Source organism: Psychrobacillus sp. FSL K6-2836 (assembly GCF_038003085.1).
Lineage (GTDB): Bacteria > Bacillota > Bacilli > Bacillales_A > Planococcaceae > Psychrobacillus.
In genome coordinates, this window is record NZ_JBBOOM010000001.1 from 2,071,305 (window position 1) to 2,089,029 (window position 17,725).

The following is a 17,725-nucleotide window of genomic DNA, read 5'->3' on the forward strand; positions in this document are numbered from 1 at the left end:
CTCCTTTATTTAATAACAATTTTTGTTCGACTATAGCCCTCTTTTTGTTTTTCTACTTCCAAAATAGCAGGGATGGCTGCTTTTAGCTCTGCCACATGGGAGATGACGCCAATCATTCGACCTGACTTTTGTAGATCAACTAATGTATCAATAGCTTTGTTTAAAGATTCTTCATCAAGGGACCCGAATCCTTCATCGATAAACATTGTCTCGATACGGATGTTGCCCTGGAAGCTTTGGATGACATCTGCCATTCCAAGTGCTAGACATAAAGAGGCATTAAATTTTTCGCCGCCAGACAATGTTTTTACATCTCGTTTTTGACCCGTATATGCATCGTATACATCCAGCCCAAGACCACTTTGTTTCCCATGCGTTTCTTGTCTTTCACTGCGAAGCAATTGGAATTGCCCACTCGACATATGCTTTAAGCGTTCATTGGCTGCCTGGACAATTTGCTCTAAGTACTCAATTTGGACATACCGCTCAAATGATATCTTCAGCGGGTTATGCCCTCTTAATATGTCGTACAGGTCCATAATTCGATGTACTTGTTCCTCCAATAATGCGATTCGTTCACTAGTAGAGGCAATTTTTTCTTCTATTTCTCTTCCCGCTTTTTCGTATTCCTTCGTACTTTTAACTGTTGCTAAAGCTTGCCCATACGCTTCTTTTAACTGATGCAGCTCTTCCTCTAGGGGTGTCAGATCCACTTTTGTTTTGTTTTCCAGTTGTACTTTTCCTTCTCTTACTTGTTCCATTACTGTATGAAGATTTTGTTTGTACTCTTCACATTGTAATTTAAGACCTTCTCGTTCTGATTCAGCTAGCTTGGCAGCTATATAGGAATCCATCGTTACAAAGGATGCTTTGCTTAAGGCTTTATAAAAGTTCTCTAGTGCCTTGTCTCGTTTTAGTTCTATTTCCTCTAAAGATGCTTGTGTATGCTCAAGTGACAAGTGTGCTTTTATACTTGCGTCTTGGGCAATCTTCATCCTGTTTTGTGCTTCTTCCCAAGCTTTTTCGAATTGCTCCTTTTGTTTCGTCGCCTGAGTGATTTCCGATTTTAAATGCTGTAAGGTTGGTATATGACTAGGTACTGAAGCTAACTTCGATGCATATATCGCTTTTGCTTGCTTCGCTTGGCTAGATTGCTCTCTGTATAATGCATCGACCTCTATTTTTTCCTGTTCTAGCGTTTCAATTTTGGCTAAGGTCTCTTTAAAAGGTTGTTTCAATGAAGAAAGCGTTTCTTTTTCTAAACGAAGCTGTTGAACTTCTCTTTGCATATCTAGAAGATCCGTTTCTACCTGCTCCACTAATCCAGCATCTACTTCGTATTCCTTCAATTGAACGATTACTTTTTGTTTTTGCGCTTCCGCTGTCTCTTTTTTTGCCTGAAAGGTTAATAGTATAGACTCTTCCTTATTTAATGTTGCTTTTGCTAATCGGAGCTCACTTTCTTCAACCTTCTGCACCCCTGTAGCAACATGTGAATTTGAATGATCCATACTTCCACATACTGGACAGGGCTCGCCCATTACTAGTTTAGATGCTAATATACTTGCCTGATTTCCTATCCATTGTTGTTCGATGACTTCATAAGTTTCTTTACATTGTTGGAACTTATTTTGCTGTTTTGTTTCCTCTGTGATCAGCATATGTAGTTCCCGATCAACCACTTTATATTCCTGTAGTTTACTATGCTGTGTTTGTAGCAAAGTAAGGTGTTGTACTCTGTCGTCTAATGGTTCAACAAGTTCTTCTAACATCTCTATTTGCAGCTTTTGTTCTTTACTAGATACTTTTTGACTTTGAATACTTGCTGTTATTATCTCAAGCTTTTGTTCCAACTTGGAGCTATTTTTTTCTAAATTTAGCAGCCCAGTTCTTTTCGTCTCTAATTCTTCCAATATAGGCAATAGGCTATTTAAGTGAATAAGTGTCTCTAGACTTTTTTCCCGCGCTTCCTTATTAGTAGATTCTTTTGTAAAAAAAGCTTCTACTTGTTGTAATGTGTATTCTGCAGTTACCTTTCCTTCTTTTGCCTTTTCAAATAAATCCTGTTTCCCTTTTACCTCTAGCTCCAGTTCATTGAAATAATTTTCGACAGGCTCTATAATGCTCGCGCGGTCGGCAGAATCTAATTGTTGCTGCTTCTGCATGAATTCATCTTGACGTTCTCTTAAAGCTTTAAGTTGTTCCTCTTTTACTTCTAGCTCCCTAAAGCGGTCATTGATAGCTTTTGATTCATGGTATGCCTTTTGCTTGTTGATATGTCTTTCATAAGCTTCTTCACATTTACGTTCATCTAGTGTGATCTTCTCTTTATAAAAGCTAGTCTCTTCTTTTAAAGCTTCTACTAATTGAAAAGTATTAAAGTTACTTTCTTCTATCATTTGAAAAAGATTAGACTCTCGATTAGGAAATGAAGCAATAATTTTTTCCGTGAAATTATCTCGACTCAATTGCTCTTTTTTTAGTTCTGCCTCTGCAACTACCTTTTTCTCTTTTAACTTTTCATGAATTATTTTATATGGTTCTGTTTTAAAAATCTTACGTAATATAGCCTCTTTGTTTTCTGTAGTAGAGGTTAATAGTTTTCTAAACTCCCCTTGTGGAAGCATGACAATCTGACTGAACTGATCTAAAGTCAATCCAATGATTTCTTCTATTTTTTTATTGATCTCTGATACAATCTGTCTTTCTACAGCAGGTACTTCTCCAGTAGCTTGTACCATAAAAAATTCGTATCGTTCACCTGTTGCACTTTTATTTCCTTTTTTTACATGAGGTAACTGTCGCAATATACGGTAACGTCGATTATGTATCTCAAAGATCAACTCGACAGAAGTATGTGTATCATCTGTTGCGAAATCACTACGCATCATTTTCGTATCGCGACGATCCTCCCCACTTCCTGCCCCGTAAAGTGCGAAACAAATGCCATCAAATATCGTCGTTTTCCCTGCTCCAGTTGCTCCAGAAATAACAAATAACTGATTGCCGTTTAACTCCGTGAAATCGATCGTTTCAGTAAACTTGTATGGACCAAACGCACTCATTTTCAGTTGAATTGGTTTCAATTGGTTTTTCCTCCTTCCCGTTCTTCCTGTGCTAATAAAGTTAATACATCTTTAAAGATTTGTTCAGTTTCTTCAGATGCTTCTTTTCCACTGACTTCGGTATAAAACGAACGAAATAATGTGAATTCATCCTTTTTTGTCCGTCCAACTTCTTGCTTTTCCTGCAAACCTATTAATTGGAACGCTTTTCGTTCCACATGCATGGCGTTAGGATAGACAGTTCGTATTTGTTCCATCGGAGATAAAATCGGTGTGTCATCCAATAGCTTCACGAACACATAGTCTTCACTAACTGGTTGTTTTAATATATCCTTTAAGAACCCCTCTACTGTCCGCATATCCCGAATAGGTTCAAGTAATCTTTTGTCCACAGTCGTATTACCTTCTGCATCCATCTCCACAATGAAAAACCCTTTTTTGTGGTGCTCCTCTGAAATTGAATATTTCAATGGAGATCCTGAATACCGGATTGTTTCGTTTAATACATAGTGTGCTTGGTGTAAGTGTCCTAGGGCTGTGTAATGAAACGGTAGAAATAGACTAGCATCTACATATTCTGCTCCACCTATAGCTAAAGGGCGTTCAGAATCACTCGTATTTTCCTCCTCTTGACCATGAGGAGTTACAAATGCATGTCCTATAAATACATGTCTTTTCGTTTTGTCCATCTTCTCTTCTATTGATTGTATTACTTTTTTCATGGCCTGGTTATGTGTATTAATTGTCTCTTCTTCCAATAGGTATCGGACTTGAGAAGGATCTGCGTATGGTACAAGGTGGAAATGCACCTCTCCATAAGTATCATTTAAAATGACAGATTGTATATTTCGGCTTAATTGACCTACAATATGTAAGCCCGTTTCTTTCATTAGATTGCTTCCAAAGTTTAAGCGCCCTGGACTATCATGATTTCCTGCAATACTTAACAATGGGGTCTTTCGCTTCAACACTATCTCCTCAAATAGCTCGTCTAATAAATGCACTGCATCTGTAGGGGGGACGGCCCGGTCATACAAGTCTCCCGCAATAATTACGGCATCTGGTTTTTCTATATCGATTGCTTGGAGAAATTGTTGTAAAACAACACGTTGGTCCTCCGTCATATATACGCCTTGTACCAATTTACCAAGATGCCAATCTGCTGTGTGGAAAAATTTCAAAGAAATACACTCCTTCTTTTTATATACGTTTACCGTTTAATTGATAATTCAAAAGTAATAGGAAATTATGGATATTGCAAAATTTTTGATGCGCCTACTTTGTCACCATGTTATGATGACAAGAGGGAGGAGGATGTTAACATGTCTACAGAAACTTATCAACTCGCGGCCATTATTATTTATATGATCGCTATGTTAGCAATTGGCTGGTACTCTTACAAAAAGACTGCCAATTTAACGGATTACATGCTCGGTGGACGCTCACTAGGTCCTGCTGTTACTGCACTTAGTGCGGGAGCTGCAGATATGTCTGGTTGGTTACTAATGGGTTTACCTGGTGCAATTTATTTATCAGGTATGGGTGAAGCTTGGATTGCAATAGGTCTTACAATAGGTGCCTATCTTAACTGGCTTTATGTAGCACCAAGACTTCGTGTATATACAGAAGTATCAAGCAATTCTATTACAATTCCTAGTTATTTAGAAAGTCGTTTAAAGCAATCATCTCGTTTATTACGTGTTGCATCTGGTTTAATCATTTTACTATTTTTCACGTTTTATGTATCCTCTGGAATGGTAGCAGGAGGAGTTTTCTTTGAAAGCTCATTCGGTTTAGACTATCATACAGGACTTTTAGTTGTATCTGCAGTAGTTGTAGCTTATACATTATTTGGAGGATTCCTTGCTGTTAGTTATACAGATTTCCTTCAAGGGCTCCTTATGTTCCTTGCATTAATATGTGTACCAATCTTTGGTGTATTTATGACTGGTGGAATTGGCGAAACAGTGGAATCTATTAAAGCTGTGAACCCAACTCATTTAAGTTTAATCGCCGGTACAACAGCTGCTGGTATTATTTCCTCTATAGCTTGGGGACTAGGTTACTTTGGTCAGCCACATATTATCGTTCGCTTTATGGCTATTAGTTCTGTTAAAGAAACTAAACAAGCTCGTAGAATCGGTATTGGCTGGATGATTTTAAGTCTTGTAGGTGCAATTTCAACTGCATTAGTAGGGGTTGCATACTACCAACAAAATCCGAATTTAGAACTATCAAGTCCTGAGGCAATATTCATCGCACTAGGACAAGTTGTTTTCCATCCATTTATAGCTGGTCTAGTATTAGCGGCAGTTTTAGCAGCAATTATGAGTACAATTTCTTCTCAGTTAATCGTTACTTCTTCAGCATTAATCGAAGATTTATACAAAGCAATTATTAAAACAGATGCATCTGACAGAACGTACGTTAACTATGGTCGAACCGCTGTATTAGTGGTCTCCATTGCCGCTGCAATCCTTGCTTGGGAACAAAATGAAACAATCTTAGGTCTTGTAGCATTTGCATGGGCAGGCTTTGGTGCAGCATTTGGTCCAGTTATCTTACTAACACTTTACTGGAGAAAAATTACTTCAGCTGGAGCATTAGCAAGTATGGTCATAGGTGCTGTAGTTGTTGTAGTCTGGGGTACAAATGATGCACTTTCTGGAGCATTATATGAAATCGTCCCTGGATTTGTACTTGCATTAATCGTTGCAGTTGTAGTCAGCTTAATGACATACAAGCCGAATGCGGAGATTGAAAAAGAATTTGATGAAACATTACGTTTGTTGAAAAAAGATCGTTAATATAAATACTTTATGAATTGACCGTTTTTAATTAGAGTCTCATGTATCTCACTTTACTACTAGGTAGTATTAGTAAGAGTCATGGGACTCTTTTTTATTCTAATTGATGAAATGCATTTAAAAAGAGGAATCATGTGATTCTTAGTTCGAGATTTGTGTTGTTTGGCGAGTATAAATAATGGAAGGTAAGAGCAAAATAAATTTGGAAAAATCCCGAAAGATTTTCGTCTGCCAAAAAACCAAAATGAAGTTGTAGCTTCAAGTACGCCAACTTCGAAACCCCTATATGCCTCAGTAAGCTTCCTTTGGTTCTGTTCGTTTAGTCAATTTTACATTCTTCGTTTTTGTATAACCTATATGTCCTATATGACACTTGTCATACTTATGACTTGACGTTTATGCCTACTACTAATTTTTGATTTTCCTTATTATTAAGATAATAATTCACAACAGGAGGAATAAAATGAGCAGAGAAAAAACACTCGCATTACGTAAAAATGTAAAACCCTTTGAAAACTCCGAACTTAAAAAAAGTATTATTCAACTAATCAACACTATCCCACCATTTTTTATTCTATGGTTTTTAGCATATATAAGTTTAGATGTATCTGTATGGTTAACCGTTGGGTTGTCTGTTATCGCGGCTGGATTTGTCGTTCGGATATTCATCATCTTTCATGATTGTACACACGGGTCATTCTTTAAAAATAAAAAAGCCAATGATATTACTGGGACAATTACAGGAATTATTACGCTATTCGCTTATGAAAAATGGAAACGTGAACATAATATCCACCATGCTACTAGTGGAAATCTAGATAAACGTGGCGTTGGAGATATTTGGATGATGACTGTAGAAGAATATATCGAAGCATCGCCGATGAAACGACTTTCTTATCGTCTCTATAGAAATCCGATTGTTATGTTCGGTTTAGGACCAGCGTTACTTTTCTTAGTTAGCAACCGGATTAACCGTAAAGGTGCTCGTGGCAAAGAACGCAACAATACGTATCTCATCAATATTTCTGTAATTATTATTTATGCGTTGATGATTTGGTTAATCGGATGGCAAGCATTTGCGATCATTCAAGGTACTATATTATTCGTTGCTGGAGCATTTGGGATTTGGTTATTTTATGTTCAGCATCAATTTGAGGATTCCTATTTTGAAGATGAATCGGAATGGGATTATGTAAAAGCTGCTATAGAAGGAAGCTCTTATTACAAGTTGCCTCGAGTTTTACAATGGGTAACTGGAAATATCGGATTCCATCATGTGCATCATTTGAGCCCAAGGGTTCCTAACTATAATCTAGAAAAAGCACATGATTCTACACCACCTTTACACAAAGCTACTACGATTAACTTACGTAAGAGTTTGGAGTCTATCCATTTCCGACTATTCGATGAAGATAATAAAAGTTTTGTGAACTTCAAAGAGATAAAACATTTATTAAAAAATTCTAATCAAGCCGTAAAGTTGAACTCAAAAAACTCAACCTTTGAAAGTAAGTAAAATTTCTGCAAAAACCATTCCCATAATTACCTAGGAATGGTTTTTGCATTATAATGAATTAAAGTATACATAGGCAAGAAGGTGAAATAAGTGTCCAAATGGTATCAAATATTCCCCAAATCTCCGTGGCTAAGTATTTATGCTTGGATTGTTTTTTGTATTTTTCCATTCTTTTTTATATTTAGGTCCACAGGTCCTATGGAGATTGTTATAGGATTGGCACTGACATTATTATTTTTTATCGCCTACCGATTATCTTTTTCAACTAAAGGTTGGTTATTATATTTATCCGTTGCATTAGAAATTTCTATCAGTGTTTGGATGACTTATTTGTATGGTTACATATATTTCTCCATTTTCTTATCCTTTTTAATCGGAAATATAAAAAGACGAGTGAGCTTCTTTGTTATTTATAGTATTCATTTAGTCGCGACTATTGCAGCAGTTATTATAGGATTTTTCATACAAACTGAGTTATTTCTCTCCCATTTACCATTTCTTATTATTTGTTTGATAGGCGTTATCCTATTGCCCTTTAATACATATACTCGAAATCAGCGTGAGGCTCTAGAAGATCAATTAGAAGAAGCACAGATAAAAATTTCTCAGTATATTATTATTGAAGAAAGAGAAAGAATCGCAAGAGATTTGCATGATACACTTGGACAAAAGCTCTCACTAATAGGATTGAAAAGTGATTTAGCTAGCCGATTGATTGAAAAAAATCCGCAAGCTGCTAAAACGGAAATTTTGGATATTAACCAGACAGCACGTTCTGTCTTAAAAGAGGTTCGAGAACTCGTAACAAATATGCGTGGAACAAAACTGGAGGATGAACTATTCCGGATCAATCAAATCCTAAATGCCGCACAGATAAAGTATAATGTGAGCGGTAGTCCTAAATTAGTGAATACTCCTCTTCTTGTAGAAAATGTACTTAGTATGTGTTTAAAAGAGGCAGTAAATAATGTAGTCAAGCATAGTGGTGCTTCTACTTGTTCAATTTCCATTAAACAGTCGGCGAAAGAAACATTGTTAAAGGTATATGACAACGGCAAAGGTTTGGAAGAGAAAACAAATTGGTCTAAGGGACATGGCCTTCTCGGTATTAAAGAAAGACTAGAATTTGTGAATGGGACGCTAGACATTCATTCAAAAAATGGGACTACATTGAATATACGTGTCCCTAATGTTATTCAACAACCAAGTCAGGAGGAATAGACATGATACGAATTGTCATTGCAGAAGATCAACGAATGGTGCTAGGTGCTCTAGGCTCGTTACTCGATTTAGAAGAGGACATGGAAGTTGTCGGAAAAGCTAATAATGGGGAAGAAGTGTTAAAGCTAATTGAACAGTTGCAGCCAGATATTTGTATCATGGATATTGAAATGCCTATTAAAAGTGGGCTGGATGCTGCTGAGGAGTTAAAAGGAAATGATTGTAAGGTGATTATCTTGACCACTTTCGCAAGGTCCGGTTATTTCGAGCGTGCACGTAAAGCCGGCGTTAATGGGTACTTATTAAAAGATAGCCCGAGTGAAGAGCTAGCAAATTCCATTCGTGTAATTATGGATGGTCGCCGAATATATGCTCCTGAGCTTGTTGATATGGCTTATGAAGAGGAGAATCCTCTTACAGACCGCGAAAGTCAGGTACTTGGGTTAATCGCAAATGGAAAAAACACAAAAGAGATTGCCAGTGAGCTGTTTATCACGACTGGTACTGTCCGCAACTATATCTCCGTTATTTTAGATAAACTGGACGTTGGAAATCGAATTGAGGCCATTTCTAGATTTAAAGAAAAAGGTTGGTTTAAATAATTTATGTACAAGCTTAGGGCAAATTGCTCCTGAGCTTTTTTTATTTTGAACTAAACTTTTTGCCAACTCGCAGGGTATATATAGTGAAAGGAGTGAAAAAGCGTACATGAATAATGACATCTTAAAAGAAATTAGAAATGGCAGCCGTGATGCTTTTAAACAGTTTTATGATACGTATGAAAATTATGCAATTAGAACAGCAAAAGCAATCACAAGAAATGATGAACATGCAAAGGATGCTGTGCAAGAAGCATTTATAAGAGTTTACCGCAATATATCTTCCTATAATTCCACTTTATCGTTCGATGCATGGTTTTATCGTATTTTAGTAAATGAGTGTTATCGCATTTTAACTAAAGAGAAGAAAAATACTCCAGTGGATAATTCTACGATGGAAAATAATGAACAACTGGCGGAGCATTCGAAAGAGAATCTATCCGACTTGTATAACATGATTCAAAATATGGCTGATTTATATCGCATTCCTATTTTATTGAAATATATAAAGGGTTTTTCTGAAAAAGAAATTGCCGCTATTTTAGACTTGAATCAGAATACCGTAAAATCTAGGCTGTTCAATGGAAGAAACTTGTTAAAGACTCAATTAGAGTTGATTGAAATGGAGGGAAGTTAATAATGGAGCAATTAGATGATCGAGTTAAAAAAGAAATTTTAGACCATACAGAGGACACCTCCTCTACATTAAAAGAAGATATTTGGAACCACATAGATCAAGAGCTTTTCCAAACAAAAAGCAGAAAGGAGAAAAAGATGAAAAAGAAATCGAAGGTAATTCCAATTGTTATTGCAGCAGCTGCCGGGGTAATGATTCTATTCAGCACACAAACGGAAACAGGTAGTGCTTTTATCAAACAAATTAAGGATATGTTCGTTCCGGAAAAAGAAATTATTCAAAGTATCGAAGGAAACGAAGAAGAAACTAATGTAAACCTGCAGGAAGGTAAAGACTCCGATTATATAATTTATATCGACGAAGAGCGATATAAGCTTGTGAAAGGAGAAGAATCGGATATCATCACAACTAAAGAGCCATTGGAAGAAAGATATCCGGAAGTTTCAATGGAAATTAAACAATTTACAGATATTGCACCACAAGAAATGGTCTCAACCCTAGAAACAGAGCTTGCTTCAGAATATACAAAGGTGACAGAAACAGAATCTGTTACAGAACCATTAGAAGGCTTTAAATTACATGGTATTAGCGGATCAGAATGGAATAGCCCTGTAACAAACGTCTATGTTGTAGATAATCTTAATGGCGGAAGCTTTGTCATTACAGAAAAGTATTTTTTAGAGGCTGCAGAAGGTCATGGTGCAAGATTCTATGCTATGCTGCAAGAGTTTGAAATAGTAGATTAAGTTTAGACTTCCTCTTCGAGGGTAAATAAACAGTAGAGTTAAAAACTTGGAGGAGGAATATACATGAGTGGATTATCCGACAAAGTAAAAGGTACAGTGAACAAAACTAAAGGTGAAGCAAAAGACCAAATTGGTAATGCAACCGACGATCATAAATTACAAGCAGAGGGTAAAATAGATAAATTAAAAGGTGAAGTTCAAAAAGAAGTTGGAGAAATAAAAGATCGCTTCGATCGTAAAAACGATCGTTAATAAGAAAAATGTGCAAAAGACATGCCCAATCCTATAAGCTCAAAACATGTTTCTATCGTTTTCGAAGGGCTTTTACAGACGTTTTGCTATATTATTACCGAGTGAATTTTTTAGTGATATTGGTTGTGACGTCCGTCACAACCAATATCATTTTTTCTTTGGTAATCTTATGGCGTTTGTCTGTCCGTCGCCCTTTTACTACTTTTAGAAACAGGTTAGTGCTTTTTTGGATAACTAGAGAAAAGATACTTTCTAATTCATAGAGTAAGCTCTCGAAGATGCAATTTCGTTCGCTATTTCGCTTCTTTATTTTGTGAACACTTACTATTTCGCTGTATTTCCACTAGCATAAAAGAAAATCTCCTTTCTTCCTCTTTCATTGGATATTAGCATTTCTAATTCAAAAGTGATTACAAATAATTTTGATCACTCTCTAAAATTTGACCAATCTTATCATCTAAGCGATAAGCTATGCTAAATCTTATAGTGGAGTACTACACACTAATGGATTGTAGTGAAAGGTGGCGCTCCTAGCCTTCGTTCCTTTGTAACCACCTGAAACGGAAATCAGCTGTATTTTTCATTTTTAAAAGTGCCACAAACCCAGTGTACACGGTACATTTTTATATACTTCTTTCTTTTAAAAATATGACCGCTGACTATATGTTTTAGTCAGCGGTCCTTTCATTTACAAACTCTTTAAGGTTACCAGGACAATCTCCGGTGAGTTGAATACTCTTACAGGGATAACACTATTACCTAGTCCCCTACTCACAATCATATGTGTAGTGTTTTCGGTGTACATTCCCGCTGTATAGCTAGGAAATAGCCCCTGTCCGGGGGCAACTAATCCTCCTAGACCTGGAAGTCGAAACTGTCCGCCATGTGCATGTCCAGAAAAAACAACATCCATTTCATATTCTACGTAATCTGGAAAGGTCTCAGGTCGATGGGATAGTACTAAAGTGAACAAATCATTGTTCTCAAATTGACTTAAAGCCTCATTCACTAGAATCCCATTAAGAGGATCTTCAATACCAATAATACGAATTTGTTCCCCATTATGCTCAATTATTTGTTCCTCATTAGAAAGTACATTTACTCCTAGTTCAGTTAAAGAAGTCTTTATATTCTCAGTATCATTAGTAGCGATTTCGTGGTTTCCCGTCACATAGTAGATGGGAGCAAGATCAACAATCTGCCTTACCAATTCTAAACTTTGATCTAAATTGTATCGGTTACTATCAATAAGGTCGCCAGTGATAAAAATAAGGTCCGGGTCTGTGTTCTTTATTTTCTTTACTAGTTTTTCCTGATTGTCTCCGAAGGTTGCATCATGTAAGTCGGAAATTTGCAGTATCTTTACCCCATCGTAACTAGCGGGAACTCTATCCGACTCCACGGTAATTTCAGTAGTTTGAATCCAGCTATTGCTTATGTACAACAAAATGATAATCACTATGGTAAACATTAAAAATTTCTTCATTTATTTTCTCCTAATATTGTGGACTCATGATTCCTACTCGGTAACCAATATGTTCATTTTTCAATAGCACATTTACGGTGAATAAAGCAGTATCCCCTGTCGTAGTTTGAACCGCATCCTCTGGCAGCTTATCTCGCAATATAATAAATTCGTCCGTTGAATTTCCCGTTGGCAAATAGGTTGGGCAAGCAATAGTCCAGTCAAGTGAAGTATCTTTTAATAAATCATAAACTTTATGATGTTCCAGCGCAGCTACTATGGATTTACGCTTAGATTCGGATGATTGATAACGTAGTAATCCTGGCTCTGCCCTACTATCCAATATTCCTGCTGTACCAATTGTTATAATTCGCTTTAGCTGCCGCTTTTGCATAATAGAAATTATATGTGTGATCGATTCTGTTAATACGTTAGTTTTATCGGTGCCGAGTGCACTTATAACTGCATCAACTCCATCTAGTGTTCTTTCTACATCCGCAATGATTCTTGCATCGCCTTGTAGGACGGTTAAACCAACCTGAGGTTGCACCTTTTTAGGATTTCTTACCAATGCAGTAACTTTTATATCTTTTTCTAGTAATAACGTGAGTATTGCATGTCCCACACGTCCAGTTGCTCCAAAGAGTGCTATTTTCATCTAGGTCGCTCCTTTTATTCATTTTCTGTCTACCTCTAGCTCTTTTCTTAGTATAACATCAAAAAGAGCATCCCTTCTTTTACAAAGGAACACTCTTATATGTCGAACTATGTTATTTCCCAGGAAATAATTAATAACTATTTAAAGAAAAAATAAATGCAAATACTGCTCCATAAAAAATAATCATAAGAACGATACAAATTGCCATCCAAATCAGTGAAGCTCGCGCATAATTACGTCTTGGATCGGAATTTCCAAACCCCCAAATGAACAGCATGACAATATTGACGATAGGTATAATTAGTATAAGCATTGTGATTAACCAATCCCCAACTGTCATGTCTTGACCTTTTTTCTCATGGGTGTCATATCCCTGTTCTTGGACCTTTTCTAATGAATCCACTATATTCCCCCTTTTTCGACTGTCTTTAGACATTTTAGTGCCTACCTTAATATTATGACCGTTCCCAAGAAAAAGACTACCTTATTTGAATTATTCCACCTTCAATAAACTCATAGGAGTTATAATTCCAATTAATTTATCACTAGCTTTTCCATCTTCCGTTATAAGAAGTGCTTCTAGGCGTCTTCCACGTATTACGGAGGATTTAAATATTTCTACTGCTTCAAAAACGGATGTCTGCGCATGTATAAATCTATGATTATCTCTATTGCTTTCATGAGCTAGTATTTCCGACAACATTGTTCTTTTTCTCGAAAAGGATTCAGAATCCACTTTACTTGCCATCCACATAGTAATGCCTACCGGGGTGATAAGTCCTTTAAAGGTCTTCCCTATATAAACAGGGAACTGATTGTACTTTTTATCTTTGATCACTTTTAAAGCGTAGCTGAGTGAATCGGTCTCTTGAAAGATCGTCACATTTGTCCGGAACATTTGAGCAACTGTAATCGGTTTAGCTAATGCTCCTTCTATTTCCTCCATTTTTGCCACAACTTCGTCATGCGGTTCAGCAATGGCAAATTCCAAAGAGGTTCGATGATGTATAATGGCATTTCTTAAATCCCCGAATTCTCGTAAATCTGCCTCGTACCTTCTAATAATGGCATTTTTCTTTTTAGCAAAATCAATTAACCGAAAAAATGCCATATGCTCATTCGTACCAATCAGGTCTTTCATCAATTGGTCTATTCGGTTGTAGGATACAATAAATCGATCAGAATTACGAGCTACCACCTAAATCACCCCACCATTATATTTTTGCTTTAGCTACATTTCGTTTAGCTATATAAACTGCTCCTACTAATAACAACACTACTACCACTAAAGTTATAGTTAAACTCCAGAAAAATGGTGTTTTGTCTATATTTTCACTTAATATTTGCCCTGCATACATCGGTAACTTCCAAGGTGAAATGGTCCAGTAAGCACCTAACAGACCATCCACTAATTGGACGACTACTAACAAAAAAATCGATATAACAGAAGCTATTCCTGTAGAAAAAGCTGCACTGGAACAAATAACAACACTAATAGCAAATAACAACCATATACTATACGTTCCTAGGAACCCAATAAACGTAAACGCATCTACTGCACCATACAAAATATACGTATAGTAGACATTTGCCAACAGGCCGATACATGCGCTTCCTATAATTAAGATGCCCATAATAGCTAACTTACTAAACACATAACCGGTATAAGAAATCGGTCTTACATATAACATAGTTGACGTTCCATTTTTGCGCTCCCTAGCAATGATTCCAGCAAATCCAAATGCTACAATTAACATTCCAATAAATTGATACTGACCAATTGTAGACATAATTATTTGTTCAGGTGTGTACTCGGGAAGCTGAAAAACCATATCACTTGGCATATTTCCGACTGCATTTAATATTTGTGGTAGATAATAATAGGTTAACGGTTCGGAAATACCAAATAAGATAAACACTAGGGGTATCCATAGAATTTTAAAGTTTCGAACATTTTCACGCCACTCTTTTTGAAATAGTATAGAGAAATTATTCATGCTTATTCACCACCTGTAAAAATATTTCTTCTAAGCTGGCTGATGCTCGCTCTACTTTTGATAATCGCAGATTGCTATTAGCAAGTACATGTAAGACTTCATTCATCATTGGTTTGTTTTCCTCAAGATGTATAAAAACAACCTCGTTTTCTTGTCTAGCAGGCCATGGAGCGATTTCGATAAACTTTGCTGCTTCCTCCGAGTCCGAAAAGAGAATTTTAAATAATGGATTCGCATACTTGTCTCTTACTTCCTTTAACGATCCTTGCTCCACTAATTGCCCTTTTCTTAAAAACAACAGCTGATCGGTCATTTCTTCTGCATCATTTAAAATATGAGTGGAATATAAAATAGTTGTATGTTCTTGCAGTTCTTTTAGTAGATTCAAAATTTCTCGTCTGCCCACTGGATCTAATGCGGATACAGGCTCATCTAGCAATAGCAATCCTGGTTTATGCACAATTGCTTGCGCTAATCCTAGTCGTTGTTTCATACCACCCGAAAACGTCCCTGTTTTTTTGTTTTTCGCATCTCCTAAGCCAACAAAGTCTAATGTTCTTTCAGCTTGCGATTTAGCAAATTTTCCGTCTAACCCACTTAACTTCGCTACCATTTCAGTAAATTCAAGTGCTGTTAACCATGAGTAAAATTGCGGATACTGTGGCAAAAAGCCTATTTCTCTTCGAAAGTCTCTTTTCATATCGCTATTAATCTCTACTGTTCCACTTGTTTGTCGTAAGAGTCCCGCTAGCATAGATAACGTGGTCGTCTTACCAGCACCATTCGGTCCAATCAACGCAGTTGCAGTATTTTTATTTAGTGAAAAAGTAACCTCATTTACTGCTTTTTCTTTCCCATATTCCTTTGTTAGCCCTTGCACATGAAGTAATGTTTTCATTCATTTCGTCTCCCCACTATAAAATAAATAACAGGTCCAATAATATTGATAACAATAATAATAAGTGCCCACATCCACTTCGGTCCATTAGTGTGCTTTACCCGTAACAAATCAATCACTGCAATAATTACTAATAATAGTTGAATGATAAGCACTGGTAAGATGAGCATCCAAGGTATTGAATCCCAGTTCATTGTCACTCCTCCTTTTAACTTTTCACTATTCTACTGAATATAGAACAGAAAAGTTTCAATTAGTTTCTTAATATTTCTATTATTACATACCCTATATTGCCCTTAGGTACTTTAAGAAACACTATGGTATAATGAACAGTTGGAAGGTGAATATATAATGGAAATATTAATCAGAAAAGCTTACAAAGAAGATGCAACTGAGGCTATTCCACTAATAATGGAAGCCATTGGAGACATCTCTATGCAGATGACTGGAGAAACAGAAGAAACTGCCATTACTAAAGAATTCATACAATTATTTACAAAGACGGATAATCGACATTCCTATTTAAATACGTATATTGCTGAAATGAATGGACATGTTGCGGGAGTATTGGTGTTTTATACTGCGGAACAGGCAATTATTCTAGATGCAAATTTAGAAGCATATTTATCTAACAAAAAGGGTGCTGTTGTCACAATAGACCCTGAAACTGCCCCTGGTGAGTGGTATATCGACACTGTTGTAGTTGATCCGACATACCGTGGTCATGGGATAGGCACGAAATTATTAAGCTATGCAGAACAATTAGTGAAGAATTCAGGTGGTGGTATATTATCCTTGAATGTGGAGCTTGAAAAAGATGCTGCAATTCGCTTGTATAATCGTCTAGGATTTGATACCCTATGTCCTTGGACAATTATTGGTGAGCCTTTTCATCATATGGTGAAAACTGTAGGTGCAGATTAAAGGAGAAACTTATATGAAATTATGGATTTATCCCCTAATGGTTGTTTTTGCAGCAAGCAGTTATGGGACTTTATCAACTATGGTTAAACTAGCAATCGGAGATGGATACACAGCCTCTGAAGCGATTTCTAGTCAATATATTGTAGGATTTATGTTGGCTCTAATTTTTTACCTAATTACTCAACGAAAACTTCCACGGTTATATGGAGGTTTTAAGATTATTTTATTAGCTGGTATATTTACCGCTACTACAGGAATTGTTTATGGGATGTCGCTTATATACTTACCTGCCTCCCTTGCAGTTGTTATGCTATTCCAATTTACATGGATTGGAACGTTAATCGATTGTATTTTAAGAAAACGGTTACCAACAAGACCAGAAGTTATTTCGCTTATTATTTTATTTGTCGGAACGATTTTAGCAGCTGGTGTTCTTGATGTTGATTTGAGTAGAATCGACTGGAGAGGTTGGGTTTATGGTTTTGCCGCTGCAGTTTCATTCTCCTTAAATATGAATGTTAACACAAAGCAAGTCGAGGGCATGAATACAACTACCCGTCTATTATTCGTCTCTTTTATCGCAATGATTATGATCGCTATCTTCCAAAACCCAGAAATAATATGGAACGGAAAACTCTTTACAGAACCACTACTATTTTATGGACTAGCTCTTGGATTGTTAGGTATCATTATTCCAATCTACTTCTTTGTAATTGCAGTACCTAAAGTGGGTGGCGCAGTTTCTTCTATATTAAGTGCGATGGAGTTACCTGTTGCCGTAATTGTTTCGGTACTCGTATTGAGCGAGGCATTATCATGGCTACAAGTTTTAGGAATAATCGTGATTTTAGTTGGTATGTGTATTCCAACGCTCGCTACAATTTCGAAAAACAAAAAACGGAAAACTGCTTTATAATCTACTTGATATACAGTTAAAAAG

General features: G+C 36.5%; 18 protein-coding genes. 9 read left to right on the forward strand and 9 right to left on the reverse strand.

Going from position 1 to position 17,725, the window contains the following annotated elements:
* Nucleotides 1-5: 5 nt before the first annotated feature.
* On the reverse strand, nt 6-3,086 hold the full coding sequence (locus MKY37_RS09600) for an SMC family ATPase (protein ID WP_340776472.1): 3,081 nt from the start codon (nt 3,084-3,086) through the stop codon (nt 6-8).
* A complete protein-coding gene (locus MKY37_RS09605) occupies nt 3,083-4,246 on the reverse strand; it encodes an exonuclease SbcCD subunit D (RefSeq protein ID WP_340776474.1) in 1,164 nt (387 codons plus the stop codon). The genes MKY37_RS09600 and MKY37_RS09605 overlap by 4 nt, the downstream gene beginning before the upstream one ends.
* A 141-nt stretch (nt 4,247-4,387) precedes the next feature.
* Between MKY37_RS09605 and putP the strand changes: the two genes are divergently transcribed.
* The 7 genes from putP (at nt 4,388) to MKY37_RS09640 (ending at nt 10,843) form a co-directional block, all read left to right on the forward strand.
* Entirely contained in the window at nt 4,388-5,872 is a 1,485-nt protein-coding gene (putP, locus tag MKY37_RS09610) for a sodium/proline symporter PutP (RefSeq protein WP_340776477.1), read from the forward strand.
* A 463-nt stretch (nt 5,873-6,335) separates the two neighbouring features.
* Complete coding sequence (locus tag MKY37_RS09615) at nt 6,336-7,388, forward strand: fatty acid desaturase (protein ID WP_340776478.1); 1,053 nt, start codon at nt 6,336-6,338, stop codon at nt 7,386-7,388.
* Nucleotides 7,389-7,478: 90 nt separating this feature from the next.
* Nucleotides 7,479-8,609, forward strand: coding sequence for a sensor histidine kinase (locus MKY37_RS09620; protein ID WP_445323034.1), 1,131 nt, complete (start codon nt 7,479-7,481; stop codon nt 8,607-8,609).
* Nucleotides 8,610-8,611: 2 nt separating this feature from the next.
* On the forward strand, nt 8,612-9,211 hold the full coding sequence (locus tag MKY37_RS09625; RefSeq protein WP_340776482.1) for a response regulator transcription factor: 600 nt from the start codon (nt 8,612-8,614) through the stop codon (nt 9,209-9,211).
* Nucleotides 9,212-9,317: 106 nt separating this feature from the next.
* Nucleotides 9,318-9,845: an RNA polymerase sigma factor gene (locus MKY37_RS09630; RefSeq protein WP_340776486.1), complete on the forward strand. Its 528-nt coding sequence runs from the start codon at nt 9,318-9,320 to the stop codon at nt 9,843-9,845.
* A 2-nt stretch (nt 9,846-9,847) separates the two neighbouring features.
* Nucleotides 9,848-10,591, forward strand: a complete 744-nt coding sequence (locus tag MKY37_RS09635) for a hypothetical protein (protein WP_340776489.1) — start codon at nt 9,848-9,850, stop codon at nt 10,589-10,591.
* Between the two features lie 63 nt (nt 10,592-10,654).
* On the forward strand, nt 10,655-10,843 hold the full coding sequence (locus MKY37_RS09640) for a CsbD family protein (RefSeq protein ID WP_340776491.1): 189 nt from the start codon (nt 10,655-10,657) through the stop codon (nt 10,841-10,843).
* Nucleotides 10,844-11,531: 688 nt separating this feature from the next.
* Here the strand turns inward: MKY37_RS09640 and MKY37_RS09645 are convergent.
* From MKY37_RS09645 to MKY37_RS09675, 7 genes are all read right to left on the reverse strand, one after another.
* Nucleotides 11,532-12,329 (reverse strand): metallophosphoesterase, encoded by a 798-nt coding sequence (locus MKY37_RS09645; RefSeq protein WP_340776494.1) that lies wholly within the window; start codon nt 12,327-12,329, stop codon nt 11,532-11,534.
* Nucleotides 12,330-12,339: 10 nt separating this feature from the next.
* The gene (locus MKY37_RS09650; protein ID WP_340776497.1) at nt 12,340-12,966 is read right to left on the reverse strand and encodes an NAD(P)-dependent oxidoreductase; all 627 of its coding nucleotides are present in this window, start codon (nt 12,964-12,966) and stop codon (nt 12,340-12,342) included.
* A gap of 130 nt (nt 12,967-13,096) precedes the next feature.
* A complete protein-coding gene (locus MKY37_RS09655) occupies nt 13,097-13,369 on the reverse strand; it encodes a hypothetical protein (RefSeq protein ID WP_340776499.1) in 273 nt (90 codons plus the stop codon).
* A 90-nt stretch (nt 13,370-13,459) separates the two neighbouring features.
* Nucleotides 13,460-14,164, reverse strand: a complete 705-nt coding sequence (locus tag MKY37_RS09660) for a CBS domain-containing protein (RefSeq protein ID WP_340776501.1) — start codon at nt 14,162-14,164, stop codon at nt 13,460-13,462.
* 16 nt (nt 14,165-14,180) lie between these two features.
* Entirely contained in the window at nt 14,181-14,963 is a 783-nt protein-coding gene (locus MKY37_RS09665; RefSeq protein WP_340776503.1) for an ABC transporter permease, read from the reverse strand.
* The gene (locus tag MKY37_RS09670) at nt 14,956-15,861 is read right to left on the reverse strand and encodes an ABC transporter ATP-binding protein (protein WP_340776506.1); all 906 of its coding nucleotides are present in this window, start codon (nt 15,859-15,861) and stop codon (nt 14,956-14,958) included. The genes MKY37_RS09665 and MKY37_RS09670 overlap by 8 nt, the downstream gene beginning before the upstream one ends.
* Complete coding sequence (locus MKY37_RS09675) at nt 15,858-16,055, reverse strand: PLDc N-terminal domain-containing protein (protein ID WP_340776507.1); 198 nt, start codon at nt 16,053-16,055, stop codon at nt 15,858-15,860. Before MKY37_RS09675 ends, MKY37_RS09670 begins: the two co-directional genes overlap by 4 nt.
* 157 nt (nt 16,056-16,212) lie before the next feature.
* Between MKY37_RS09675 and MKY37_RS09680 the strand changes: the two genes are divergently transcribed.
* Nucleotides 16,213-16,785, forward strand: coding sequence for a GNAT family N-acetyltransferase (locus tag MKY37_RS09680; RefSeq protein WP_340776509.1), 573 nt, complete (start codon nt 16,213-16,215; stop codon nt 16,783-16,785).
* 13 nt (nt 16,786-16,798) lie between these two features.
* Nucleotides 16,799-17,701, forward strand: coding sequence for an EamA family transporter (locus MKY37_RS09685; RefSeq protein ID WP_340776511.1), 903 nt, complete (start codon nt 16,799-16,801; stop codon nt 17,699-17,701).
* Nucleotides 17,702-17,725 lie beyond the last annotated feature (24 nt).

Excerpts from the sequence above, each read along its gene's own strand:
- putP (WP_340776477.1), top strand. The coding sequence starts at position 4,388 with ATGTCTACAGAAACTTATCAACTCGCGGCCATTATTATTTATATGATC.
- MKY37_RS09675 (WP_340776507.1), bottom strand. The coding sequence starts at position 16,055 with ATGAACTGGGATTCAATACCTTGGATGCTCATCTTACCAGTGCTTATC.
- MKY37_RS09650 (WP_340776497.1), bottom strand. The coding sequence starts at position 12,966 with ATGAAAATAGCACTCTTTGGAGCAACTGGACGTGTGGGACATGCAATA.
- MKY37_RS09665 (WP_340776503.1), bottom strand. The coding sequence starts at position 14,963 with ATGAATAATTTCTCTATACTATTTCAAAAAGAGTGGCGTGAAAATGTT.
- MKY37_RS09615 (WP_340776478.1), top strand. The coding sequence starts at position 6,336 with ATGAGCAGAGAAAAAACACTCGCATTACGTAAAAATGTAAAACCCTTT.
- MKY37_RS09630 (WP_340776486.1), top strand. The coding sequence starts at position 9,318 with ATGAATAATGACATCTTAAAAGAAATTAGAAATGGCAGCCGTGATGCT.
- MKY37_RS09680 (WP_340776509.1), top strand. The coding sequence starts at position 16,213 with ATGGAAATATTAATCAGAAAAGCTTACAAAGAAGATGCAACTGAGGCT.
- MKY37_RS09640 (WP_340776491.1), top strand. The coding sequence starts at position 10,655 with ATGAGTGGATTATCCGACAAAGTAAAAGGTACAGTGAACAAAACTAAA.
- MKY37_RS09685 (WP_340776511.1), top strand. The coding sequence starts at position 16,799 with ATGAAATTATGGATTTATCCCCTAATGGTTGTTTTTGCAGCAAGCAGT.
- MKY37_RS09625 (WP_340776482.1), top strand. The coding sequence starts at position 8,612 with ATGATACGAATTGTCATTGCAGAAGATCAACGAATGGTGCTAGGTGCT.
- MKY37_RS09635 (WP_340776489.1), top strand. The coding sequence starts at position 9,848 with ATGGAGCAATTAGATGATCGAGTTAAAAAAGAAATTTTAGACCATACA.
- MKY37_RS09670 (WP_340776506.1), bottom strand. The coding sequence starts at position 15,861 with ATGAAAACATTACTTCATGTGCAAGGGCTAACAAAGGAATATGGGAAA.
- MKY37_RS09645 (WP_340776494.1), bottom strand. The coding sequence starts at position 12,329 with ATGAAGAAATTTTTAATGTTTACCATAGTGATTATCATTTTGTTGTAC.